The organism is bacterium (assembly GCA_030654305.1).
Lineage (GTDB): Bacteria > Krumholzibacteriota > Krumholzibacteriia > LZORAL124-64-63 > LZORAL124-64-63 > PNOJ01.
This window is the reverse complement of record JAURXS010000018.1, coordinates 1-11,676: the sequence shown is the minus strand read 5'-3', so window position 1 is coordinate 11,676 and position 11,676 is coordinate 1. Positions and strand designations below refer to the sequence as shown.

Sequence of the window (11,676 nt, the reverse complement as noted above, 5' to 3'; positions counted from 1 at the left end):
CGCCGCGCCGCCGAAGCGGGCCGCGGCCCGCCAGCGGCGCAGCGCGTTGACCGCACGCACCCCGTAGAGCTGTTCGGCCAGCACGTACAGCCGGCTCTTGCGCAGCAGGTTCAGCAGCGGCTCCCGCGAGCCGGTGAAGTGCAGGTTGCCCTGGAAGACGGCGCCGGGGATGGGGATGCCCGTCACGTCGCTGTCGATCGAGAAGCAGAGCAGGGCCACGTCCGGGCGCCAGGCGCCGCCCTTGCCCCGCATCAGGCCCACGGCGTTGCGCACGTCCCATCCGGGCAGGCCGGCGATCATGGCCTCGGCCGCCGCGGACCCGGCCGGGGGGGCCGCCCGCAGCGAATCGTCCAGCACGCGCAGGAAATTGCAGGCGATCGGCACGTCCCCGTAGACGAACGAATCCCCGATGCCGACCAGGCGCCACGTCCCGGGCGGCTTCGGGACGGCGCGGTCGCGGTCGCGGAAGCCCAGCGGGTTGACGTGGCGGTCGTCGTCGGGCGGGTAGAGGCCGGGATCGCCGGGATTCAGGACGTAGCCGCAGTCGGGGTCGTTGCGGTAGGGCGTGCCGTCGGGGGAGGGGATCGTGCCCTGCAGGTAGCGCACCGCCAGCTCGCAGACCACCAGGGTGGCGAGCAGGGCCGCGACGGCGATCGTCGGGTTGCGCAGGCGTCTTCTCACGGCCGTCCTTCGTCGGGCTCCGCACTCGGGCGACCGCCAGTATAGGGGCGACCGGGTCCCGCCGTCAAAGTGCGAAAAACCCGCAAATCATTGACAGGAATGGTTCCCGGGCGCTAGTTTCGTCCGTCACGGATCCACCGCGCACCGGCCGTGCCCCACGGTCGCCAACCCGGGGACCGCCCCCCTTTACCCGGAGGCCGAGACTTGCCCCGCCCCGGCAGCACCGTCCGCTCCACCCTGGCCGCCGCGCTGTGCGGCGTCCTGTGCCTATGGTGCGCCCGGCCGGCCGGCGCCATCCCCCGCACGGAGCTGGTGACCAACGCGGGCCTCATCCGTTTGACCATCACGAACCTCGGCTACGTCGGCAACGGGCTCTCCAGCCCTTACCAGCCCTCGTGCGAGTACCCCAGCAACAGCCAGGTCGAACACCTGTTCATCGGCGGCCTCTGGGTCGGCGCCATGACGCCGGAGGGGCTGCGCCGCGTCTCGACCGGCGCCCAGGACGCCTCGAGCCTGACCAACGGCGAGGACAACCGCGAGTTCACGGATTCCGAGACGCGCGACGTGGAGGTCTGGTCCAACGCGCAGAACAGCGACGACTACAACCCCGCCGCCCTGGCCACGCAGCACATCGAGTGCTACTTCACCGACGACAAGTTCGACGAGACCGGCAACCACACGCCGCTGTTCGTCAACGTGACCCTGCGCGCGCTCTCCTGGAGCAGCTCCTACGCCGACGACTTCATCGTCCTGGACTACCGCATCATCAACGACTCGGGCAGCGAGCTGCGCGACGTGTACGTCGGCTACTGGAACGACACCACCGTCGGCAACGCGTCGATCACCGTGCCCTCCGGCTACGGCGGCGGCGCCGCGCGCCCCTGGCAGTTCTACGACGACGTGAACGGCGGCTGGCGTCCGGGCGACGTCGCCGACGACCCCGGCCTCTGGATGATGTACGAGCACGACGACGACGGCGAGGAGGGGATGGCCACCTCCTGGATCGGGGCGCGCCTGCTGGGCTCCACGCCCGCCCCGTCGCCCGCCGCCGGTCTGCCGCCGGTGACCTACAACAGCTGGCGGTTCGGGTCGGTGCCCGACGAGGACGACACCTACGTCGTCGAAGGCGAAGTGCTGCCCGGCAAGTACCAGATGCTCTCCAACGGCGATTTCGACGCCGGCAACGATTTCTCCTACCCGGGCAACTGGAACGGCCTGCTCGCGACCGGCCCGTTCCCCAACCTCGCGCCCGGCGACACCCTGCAGGTGACCTACGCCGTGATCTGCGGCGCCGACTCCCTGAACCTGCTGGCCAACGCCAAGGTGGCGCAGGTGGCCTACGACTCGGGCTTCGCGATCCCGACCGGCCCGCCCTCGCCGCGGCTGGCCCTGGAGTACGAGGACAACACCGTCGTGCTGGCCTGGGCCCCCGGCGACTCCGTCGCCCTGAACGACCAGGGCGAGCCCGTGCCCCTGCTGTCCGACGACCCGCGCCGCTCGCCCGAGCACCACATCAGCATCATCACCCACCGGCCGGACTTCCAGGGTTACCGGATCTTCCGCTTCCAGGGCGAGTCCTTCGGCGGCGACCCCTACGAGCAGTCGACCATGGTGGCCCAGTTCGACAAGATCGACGGCGTCGGTTTCGACACCGGTCTGCCGCCGCTGGGCGCCGACGGCAAGCGGCGCTTCCGCGACAGCTCGCTGCTCGACGGCTTCGGCTACTGGTACGCCGTGGTGTCCTTCTCCGCCCCCGACGTGGTCTCCAGCCTGCCGGAGTTCCAGAGCGGCTACTACGAGAACGCGACGCTGGTCTACCCGGGGCCGGCGCCCCAGCCGCTGGGCGAGGGGCGGGGCGTGGGCGTGTTCCCGAACCCCTACCGGGTCGCCTCGCGCTTCGACGACCAGCAGGGCGAGCAGGAGCTGGGCCGCAAGCTCTGGTTCACCGGCCTGCCGGCCCGCTGCATCGTGAAGGTCTTCAACCTCAGCGGCGACCTGGTCAAGACGCTGCACCACGACGACCCGGCCTCGGGCCTCGAGCCCTGGGACGTCCTGAGCGAGCCCGTGCGGGCCATCGCCTCGGGCCTCTACATCTTCGCCGTCGAGGATCTCGCCACCGGCAAGGTGGAACGCGGGAAGCTGGTGATCATCAAATGAGGTCGCCGCCGTTCGCCCTGTCGCTCGCCCTGGCTCTCGCCGCGGCGCTCTGCGCGCTGGCCGCCGGCTGCGGCAACGAGGCCTTCGACCCCGAGTCGGTGCCCAACCGGCGCCCGGTCGCGCGGATCTTCGTGACCCCGCCCGAGGGGGGCGAGCTGAACCCCACGAGCTACTTCAGCCGCACCTTCCACTGGTCGGGCAGCGACGAGGACGGCTTCATCCAGGCCTACTACGTGTCGATCGAGACCGAGGCGGGCGCCAGCGCTCCCTGGGACACGACCGCCGCCACCGACACCACGATGACCTTCGAGACCGACGACGCCGGCCGCGCCCAGGCCCTGATCCGGCTGGCCTGCCGCGACGACCGCGGCGCCTACAGCGACACGGTCAGCCAGTACATCCCGCTGCGGAACTTCCCGCCGGTGATCAACTTCGTCAGCGACTACGACACCTTCTTCTGGAGCTACGGGGCGGCGGACTTCCGCTGCTTCGCCCTGGACCTCGACGGCAACGTGACGATGGACGACTCGGTCGTCTACTACCTGGACTCGGCGGACACCACGCTGGCCCCCCTGCCCGAGGGCGAGCTGGGCGCGAACCCCGCCCTGCGCCCCGTGATCAAGCGTCTCGACAACCTCGACCTCGGCACGTTCGAGATCGACCTGCACGGCGAAGCCCTGCCCGGCGAGCGCACGCTGACCATCCGGGTCAGCGACGAGGCCGACGCCACGACGAGCTTCGACTGGACCTGGGAGGTCCGGCCCACGCTCAGCGACGTGCTGCTGGTCGACGACAGCGTCGGCGACTACGACCGCAACTTCTACTACGCCGCCATGGACTCGCTCTACGGGCCCGGCGGCTGGTCCATCTACGAGATCTCCGAGGGCCTGCCCGACCGGATGTGGGTGCTGCTCGAGACCCTGCGGCAGTTCCCGGCGGTGTTCTGGTACACCGGCGGCGGCGCCTCGCCGCGGCTGGCCGCCGCGGCGGAGCTGATCGCCCAGTATGTGCAGCCGCCCGCCGGTTACGAGCCGGGCAAGCTGCTGCTGGTCTCGCCGGCCCTGATCGGCGTGACGGGCGCGCCGCCGCCCAGCTTCGTCACCAACACGCTGGGCTTCCGGTCCACCCCGGACCAGTCCACGTTCTACATCCCCTCCACGAAACTGGGCCTGCCGCTGAAGGCCGGGCTGCCGGAGCTGGCCTTCACCGGGAACATCTCCGCCGGGGTGGGGATGGCCGCCGCGGACTCCAGCTCGACGAAGTACCTGTACCGGATGCAGTACCACCGGTACATCACCAGCCGCCCGGCCAGCCGCCCCTTCGTGGCGGTGCGCAACCCGCCCACGTCGTCCGGGACCTTCGCCAACGCGGTGACCGTGACCGTGCAGCTGGACTACTGCACGCCGGCCAGCGGCCTGGCGGTCGTGCGCGCCCTGCTCTCGCAGGAGCTGGGGGTGATCCTGCCGTGAGCGCCGCCCAGCTGCTGCGTCGGGCCGCCTTGGCTGCGGCGCTGGCGCTCGCCGTCGCCGCGCCGGCCGCCGCCCAGGGTCTGCGCCCCGGCAGCGAGGCCCGGCGTCCGGCCATGATCAAGGGTTACGTGCGCGACGCGGAGACCGGGCTGCCGCTGGCCTACACCAACGTCTACATCGCGAGCTCGAGCATCGGCACCATCGCCCTGCAGGACGGCGAGTTCTACCTGACCGGCCTGCGCCCCGGCACCTACACCGTGCGCGCTTCCTACATCTCCTACTCGCTGGGCTCCGAGACCGTGACGGTGGCGTCGGGCGAGGTGGCCGAGATCGAGTTCCGCCTGGCGGTGGAGGCGATCTTCACCGACGCCATCGAGGTCTCGGCGGAGCGCCGCCTCATCGAGATCGAACGCACGGGCTCCTCGCACCGGCTCTCGTCGGAGCAGATGGAGGCCCTGCCGCTGGACAACCTGGTCGAGATGATCGCGCAGAAACCGGGCGTGACGCTGCAGGACAACGAGATCCACATCCGCGGCGGCCGCGCCGACGACACCCAGTTCATCATCGACGGCGTCAGCGTCAACGACCCCCTGGCCGGCGGCGGCTACGGCTACGCCATCGACCCCTCGATCATCAACGAGATCGAGGTGCTCACCGGCGGCTTCAACGCGGAATACGGCCAGGCCGTCTCGGGCGTGGTCAACGTCTCCACCAAGGAGGGCAGCGAGCGCTGGAGCGGCAAGTCCAGCTGGAAGCGCGACCACTGGGGCGGCGTCGACGCCTCGGGCGCGCCCGACTGGACGCAGCCCTACGAGCTCGACCGGTCCCAGAACATCGACGTGGTCAAGGCTTCGCTCTCGGGCCCGGATCCCCTCAGCGACGCGTTCGGCGCGCTGGGCCTGCGGCTGCCCGGCAAGACCTACCTGCTGCTCTCGGGCTCGATGGACGTGCGCGACGGCGCGCTGCCGATCCACTCCCGCACGCGGCGGCTCGCGTCGCCCCTGTACGAGTACGACTGGGCCGCGCCGCGGGAGCAGAACGAGTGGAACGGCCTGGCCAAATGGACCTGGATCATCAACCCCCGGCACAAGCTCAACTTCACGTCGAGCCGCCAGTTCGAGATCAGCCAGGGCTTCGAGCTGGCCGGCGAGGGGTACCCGCGCCCGTTCCAGGACAACCTGGACCGCTACCTCGTCTTCACCAACGAGAGCATCCTGAGCCAGCTCTATTACCGCTGGGTGCTGGGGGACAAGGACTACTTCGAGGTCAACCTGGGCCGCAACTTCTCGCGCCAGCACGCCAACATCAACGGCAACGACGACTTCACCACCTACACGCTCATCAACTCCCCGCCGTCGCCCACGGGGCTCGCCTTCGGCTCGGCCGACCGCTGGCACGACCACTACTCCGAGTCGTGGAACCTGAAGACGACCTACGCCTGGGTGGCCAACGAGACCAACCAGTTCAAGACGGGCCTGGAGCTGAACTTCACCGAGATGCAGCTGGTGGACCTGCAGTCCTCGCTGGGCTCGCCCCCGCCCGGCAAGCTGGGCATCAAGGAGGACATCTTCAAGGTGCACCCCATCGTGGGCGCCGCCTACCTCCAGGACACGGTCAACTACAAGGGCATGATCGTGAACGCGGGCCTGCGGCTCGACGCCTGGGCGCCGGGCCGCGAGGTCGAGTACGTCATGGACCACTCGGACGACTACCTGTTCGTCTTCGACGACATGGCCGACGAGTTCTACGACAACACGGTCGAGTTCTGGATGCGGAGCTGGAAGATGCGGGTGTCGCCGCGGCTGGGGGTCAGCTTCCCGGTGACGGAGAAGGACAAGTTCTTCTTCAACTACGGGCACTTCTCGCAGTGGCCGCGCTTCGCGAACGTCTACCCGCAGCTGCAGGCGAAGACCGCCACCAAGATCCAGCTGCTCGGCAACCCGAACCTCGACCCCAAGATCACGGTCGAGTACGAGACCGGCGTGCAGCACGAGTTCCTCGGGCTGTGGAGCCTGGGCGTCACCTTCTTCAACCGCGACATCTACGGCTACGCCAAGTCGGTCCAGATGAAGCCGGTGAACATCGGCGCCGAGGAGACCCCCGACCCGAACGACACCGGCACCGTCACCATCGACCCCGTGCGCTACTTCAACGGCGACTCGGCGCGCAGCCTGGGCGTGGAGCTCAGCGTCATCAAGCGCACCACGCGCTGGCTGAGCGGCTCGGCGAGCCTCGAGCTCTCGCGCAGCACCGGCACCAACAGCGACGCCGACGAGGCGTACCTCCTGGCCGTCTACGACGAGGCCTACACGCCCACCGCGAGCATCGGCGGGCTGAAGCGCAACCCCCTGCTCTGGGACAAGCCCTGGAAGGTCTCCCTCAACCTCGACTTCGCCGTCGACCGCAAGGACCGCCCGCGGCTGTTCGGCTGGACCGTGCCCGCCGACTGGAGCCTCAACCTGCTCTACCAGGCGGAGGCCGGCCAGCGCTACACGCCGCGCGCCTTCGCCGATCCGGAGAACCCCGTGCTCGGCGAGTACGTGTACGGCGATCCCTACTCGGGGCTGGGGCCGATGAAGCAGTCGCTCAACCTGCGCTTCAACAAGACCTGGGACCTGTCGCGCCGGCAGCGCCTGACCTTCTTCGTCGAGGGCCGCAACATCCTGGACCACAAGAACTACCGCCGGATCAACCCCTGGACGGGCACGGGCTACCAGGTCGGGGACCTGAACCCGAGCTGGGTCGAGAACTACGCCGACTGGTACGGCGAGGAGGGTCCGGTCCTGGACACCTACTCCCGGGAGTACGTGAAGAGCCAGATCGACCCGAGCTACATCGAGGATCCCCGCCTGATCCTGGTGGGGGTGAGCTTCTCATGGTGAACCGCGCGATGCGATCCGTGACGTGGCTGCCGCTGCTGGTGTCGGCGCTGCTGCTGCTGGCCGGCCCCGCGCGGGCGGGGAGCGTGCTCGAGCTCTACGGCGACGAGAACGTGGGCACCGCCGGCGCCCAGTTCCTGCGCCTGCCGGTCGGCGCGCGGGCGGTCGGCCTGGGCCGCGCCTACGTCGCCTGCGCCGTCGACGGCCCGGCCGCCTTCTGGAACCCCGCGGGGATCATGCGCACCCCCGGCCTGGGCAACCTGTTCTTCTCCCACGTGGCCTACGCCGCCGACATCGACCTGGAGTACGCCGCCTACACCTGGCGCCGCCAGAACTTCGGCTTCGCGCTGACCGGCTCGATGCTGCGCTCGGGCGAGATCCCACGCACCGACGAGCTCCACCAGGAGGGGACCGGCGACACCTTCAACGCCAACCAGTTCGTGCTGTCGGCGAGCGTGGCGAAGTCGATGACCGACCGCTTCTCGCTGGGCGGCACCGCGAAGCTCTACCAGGAGAACCTGGACGAGTTCGAGGTGCGCGGCCTGCTGATGGACCTGGGAGTGCTCTACTACACGGGCCTGGGCGACCTTCGCGTCGGCTTCGCCGTGCGCAACTTCGGCCCTGACCTGCAGCCGGGCGGCACGCCGCCGCCGCTGGGGCCGGGCTACGCCACGCCGCTGGAATTCCAGAGCTTCCAGGCGCCGACCTCCGGCAGCTTCGGCCTCGCCTACACCTGGCGCCTGGGCGAGCGGACGACCCTGCTGACCACGTCCGACTTCCACCACCCGACCGACGCCTCCGAGAGCTTCCGCGCCGGCGCCGAGCTGGGCCTCGCCGAGCGCCTGCTGCTGCGCGGCGGCTTCGAGACCAACCGCCTCGAAGGCGGCCTCGGGGCGGGCTTCGGCGTGAACCTGGCGCGCGACGAGTGGCGGATCCGGCTCGACTACGCCATCAGCGACATGGGCGCCTTCGGCACGATCCACTACCTGTCGATCGACCTGTCGCCCCTGCCCGACGGAAGGAGGCGGCGATGACCCGCCCGCGCGCGACGTGCGGCCGGTCGACGTGCCTGCTGGCGGCGGCGGCGCTGGCGGCGACGTGCGCCGTCCTGGCCGCCGGCTGCGGCGTCAAGATCGCCGCGCCGCAGGCCGTGGGCCTGTTCTCGACCAACGCCTACACGACCGACACGCTCTTCGTCGACCCGGGCGCGCGGCAGATGGTCGCGGCCATCGGCCGCCTCTTCGTCGTGGGCGCCGACGGCAGCCTCGTCAAGCGCACCCTCGACTACGAGGAGTTCTCGCGCGTGGACGGTTTCGCCGACCCGGTCGCCGTCTGCACCGACGAGGACGCCCGCCTGATCTTCGTCTGGGAGGCGGGCGCGAACCGGCTCAGCGCGTTCCAGACCTCCGACCTGTCGCCGGTCGGGTCCGCGACGCTGACGACCGTGCAGCGGGTCACCCACATCTACGCCAGCAAGACCGGCAAGGAAGAGCTGGCGTCGGACGCCGAGACGTTCCTCTACCTCGCCGACCCCGATTCCGGCGTGGTCCACCGCTTCGCCTGGTACGCGGGCGGCGACATGGCCCCGATGGGCATCCTCTGCCGCGACGAGGGCCTGTCGACGCGCGCCGTCCACGTGCCCGCCGGCATGCTGCGCGACGCCTCGGGCATGCTGCTGATCTGCGATGCCGACACCGCGCGCAACTGGGTCACCCGCTTCGACCCGACGCCGATCCTGACGGACGTCGCCGACGTCCCCGAGGGGCCGCACCCCTGGCGCGGCCTCGCCGTCGTCTTCGCCCCGGAGGGCTGCGAGCCCCAGCCGCAATCCGCCTACACCCTGGGCGACGCGTCGGAGTGCGGCGAGGACGCCACCTGGGTCGGCGGCCGCAGCGACGCTCCCGAGGAGTTCGACACGCCCACGGCCCTGGCCAGCGACGGGCAGGGCCGGATCTTCGTGGCGGACACCGGCAACGACCGCGTGCAGATCTTCTCCGACCGCGGCGAATTCGAGATGACTTTCCGCGACGCCAGCCCCACTTCCGACCCGGTCGCCATCGGCGTGGTGGACGTGCGGATCGCCGGCGGCGGCGTCAACTACGGCGCCTACGTGTTCACGCTCTCGGGAGCGGACGGCAAGGTGCGCCGCTTCATCTCCTACGACCACTACATGTCGCTCAACGACGAACCGCCGCCGCCGCCGAACTAGGCCGCTCGCGGCGGGCGCCACGGGCCCCGGGAGGGAACCACGCATGGCCGCACCGCGACCGGACGCCCTCGCCCGCGACGACGTGCCGTTCTACCTTTCCATCTCGGGCAACATCGGCGTCGGCAAGTCCACCGTCTGCGCCATGATGGGCGAGGCGCTGGGCTGGCCCGCCTACTACGAGCCGGTCGCCGACAACCCCTACCTCGAGGACTACTACCGGGACATGCCCCGCTGGGCGTTCCACCTGCAGATCTACTTCCTGAGCAAGCGGTTCGAGGTCCAGAAGGACATCATCGAGCGGGGCACCTCGGCGGTGCAGGACCGCACCATCTACGAGGACGTCGAGATCTTCGCCCCGGTGCTGCACCGGCGCGGCGCCATGAACACGCGCGACTACGAGAACTACCGCGAGGTCTTCCAGAACATGATCTCCTTCCTGCGGCCGCCGGACCTGGTGCTCTACCTGCGCTGCACGCCGGACGTGGCCATGGCCCGCATCGGCGCGCGCGGCCGCGACTGCGAGAAGACGATCCCCCGCGACTTCATCGTCGCGCTGCACGAGGCCTACGAGGACTGGGTGCCGCGGGCCCGCGGGATCTGCCCGGTGCGGGTGATCGACACCGAGCGGGTCAACCTGCGCGACGACCACGCCGCCCAGGCCGCGCTGCTCGACGACATCCGCGCCCTGCATGCGGCCAAGCGCGACCGCGCGGAACGGGAGGCGGTACGATGAGCGTCGGACGGCGAAGCGACCTGCTGCGGGGCCCCCACATCCCCGACGACGTGCTGCGCGAACTGCCCAAGACCGACCTGCTGCGCCACCTGGACGGCAGCCTGCGGCCCGGCACGTTCCGCGAGCTGGCCGCCGCCCGGGGGTGGGAGGTTCCGGTCGGGGACCGCGCCCTGCTGGCGCGCTACTTCCCGGTGGATCCCGAGAGCTGCCAGCAGCACTTCGTGAACTTCTTCGACCGCACGACCGAGGTCCTGCAGCGGGCTGACGACCTGACGCGCGTCGCCCGCGAGACGGTCGAGGACGCCGCCGCCGACGGGTGCTGGTACCTGGAGGTCCGCTTCTGCCCGCTGCGCCACGTGAACGAGGGCCTGTCCCCGGACGACGTCGTGGCCGCCGTGCGCCGCGGCCTGGACGAGGCGGCCGGGATCACGGGCGTGCAGGCCGGGATCATCGTCACCGGAATCCGCACCATCAGCCCCGACGCCTCGATGCAGCTGGCCGAGCTGGCCGTGCGCTGGAAGGGCCGCGGCGTGGTGGGGTTCGACCTCGCGGGCACGGAGCGGGACTTCCCCGCCAAGGACCACCGCGAGGCGTTCTTCCACATCATGAACCACAACCTCGCCGCGACCATCCACGCCGGCGAGGGCTTCGGGCCCGAATCGATCCACCAGGCCCTGCACTACTGCGGCGCCAACCGCATCGGGCACGGCACGCGGCTGCACGAGGACCGGGACCTGCTGGACTACGTGAACGACCTGCGGATCCCGCTGGAGCTGTGCCTGACCAGCAACGTGCTGACGGGCGTGGTCCCGTCGGTCGGGGAGCACCCGCTGCGCCGCTACCTGGACCTGGGCCTGCGCGTCACGCTCAACACCGACAACACGCTGTTCGCCCGCACGTCGCTGCTGTCGGAGCTGCGCCGCGCCGTGGACGCCTTCGACCTGAACCTGCTGGAGACCGAGACCCTGCTGCTCAACGGCTTCAAGAGCGCGTTCCTGCCGCAGGCGGTCAAGGCCGACCTGATCCGCGAGGCCGCCGGCGCCTTCCTGTCCCTGCGTGACAAGTTCGACCTCGACGAGCTGGAGGTCGTATGACCGCGGACCGCAACGCCGGGCGCGCCGGCCGGTTGAGCGACCTCTGGCGCGGTCGCGTGCAGGAGGCGGCCGACTGGTTGCGCGAACGCGGCTTCACGGGCGGCACCGGCCTGATCCTGGGCAGCGGCCTGGGCAACTTCGTCGACGCGGTCGACGGGGCGCACGCGATCGACTACGCCGGGATCCCCGGCTGGGCGACGACCACCGTGGCCGAGCACCGCGGCCGCCTGGTGGCCGGCGAGGCCGGCGGCCGCCGGGTCGTCGTCATGCAGGGCCGCCTGCACCCCTACGAGGGCCTGCCCTGGGACGAGCTGCTGCTGCCCACCGCGGTGCTGGCCTGCCTGGACGTGGACGCGGTCGTGGTGACCAACGCCGCCGGCGGCCTGAACCGCTACTACCGCCCCGGCGACCTCATGGTGATCCGCGACCACCTCGACCTGCACCTGCAGGACCC

At 70.5% G+C, this 11,676-nt stretch carries 9 protein-coding genes; 8 read left to right on the top strand and 1 reads right to left on the bottom strand.

The genetic code is table 11. From position 1 onward, the window contains the following. On the bottom strand, window positions 1–681 hold a 681-nt coding region (locus Q7W29_00530), incomplete at its 3' end, for a hypothetical protein (protein MDO9170299.1). A 204-nt stretch (window positions 682–885) separates the two neighbouring features. On the opposite strand from Q7W29_00530, the gene Q7W29_00525 reads away from it, so the two are divergent. The 8 genes from Q7W29_00525 to Q7W29_00490 form a co-directional block, all read left to right on the top strand. Beyond that, window positions 886–2,838, top strand: a complete 1,953-nt coding sequence (locus Q7W29_00525; protein MDO9170298.1) for a hypothetical protein — start codon at window positions 886–888, stop codon at window positions 2,836–2,838. Then, window positions 2,835–4,307: a hypothetical protein gene (locus Q7W29_00520; GenBank protein ID MDO9170297.1), complete on the top strand. Its 1,473-nt coding sequence runs from the start codon at window positions 2,835–2,837 to the stop codon at window positions 4,305–4,307. Before Q7W29_00525 ends, Q7W29_00520 begins: the two co-directional genes overlap by 4 nt. After that, window positions 4,304–7,189, top strand: coding sequence for a TonB-dependent receptor (locus tag Q7W29_00515; GenBank protein MDO9170296.1), 2,886 nt, complete (start codon window positions 4,304–4,306; stop codon window positions 7,187–7,189). The genes Q7W29_00520 and Q7W29_00515 overlap by 4 nt, the downstream gene beginning before the upstream one ends. Before the next feature lie 8 nt (window positions 7,190–7,197). Then, window positions 7,198–8,220, top strand: a complete 1,023-nt coding sequence (locus Q7W29_00510) for a PorV/PorQ family protein (protein ID MDO9170295.1) — start codon at window positions 7,198–7,200, stop codon at window positions 8,218–8,220. Further along, window positions 8,217–9,395 carry a hypothetical protein gene (locus Q7W29_00505; protein ID MDO9170294.1) on the top strand — a complete coding sequence of 393 codons (1,179 nt, stop codon included), beginning with the start codon at window positions 8,217–8,219 and terminating at the stop codon, window positions 9,393–9,395. The genes Q7W29_00510 and Q7W29_00505 overlap by 4 nt, the downstream gene beginning before the upstream one ends. Before the next feature lie 43 nt (window positions 9,396–9,438). After that, window positions 9,439–10,128, top strand: coding sequence for a deoxynucleoside kinase (locus Q7W29_00500; protein ID MDO9170293.1), 690 nt, complete (start codon window positions 9,439–9,441; stop codon window positions 10,126–10,128). Continuing rightward, entirely contained in the window at window positions 10,125–11,222 is a 1,098-nt protein-coding gene (gene add / locus Q7W29_00495) for an adenosine deaminase (GenBank protein MDO9170292.1), read from the top strand. Before Q7W29_00500 ends, add begins: the two co-directional genes overlap by 4 nt. Beyond that, the coding region (locus Q7W29_00490) for a purine-nucleoside phosphorylase (protein MDO9170291.1) at window positions 11,219–11,676 on the top strand (458 nt) is incomplete at its 3' end. The genes add and Q7W29_00490, both read left to right, overlap by 4 nt.

Bases quoted from the DNA above. Each gene is read 5' to 3' on its own strand.
- Q7W29_00520 (MDO9170297.1), top strand. From the start codon at position 2,835: ATGAGGTCGCCGCCGTTCGCCCTGTCGCTCGCCCTGGCTCTCGCCGCG.
- Q7W29_00510 (MDO9170295.1), top strand. From the start codon at position 7,198: ATGCGATCCGTGACGTGGCTGCCGCTGCTGGTGTCGGCGCTGCTGCTG.
- Q7W29_00505 (MDO9170294.1), top strand. From the start codon at position 8,217: ATGACCCGCCCGCGCGCGACGTGCGGCCGGTCGACGTGCCTGCTGGCG.
- Q7W29_00500 (MDO9170293.1), top strand. From the start codon at position 9,439: ATGGCCGCACCGCGACCGGACGCCCTCGCCCGCGACGACGTGCCGTTC.
- add (MDO9170292.1), top strand. From the start codon at position 10,125: ATGAGCGTCGGACGGCGAAGCGACCTGCTGCGGGGCCCCCACATCCCC.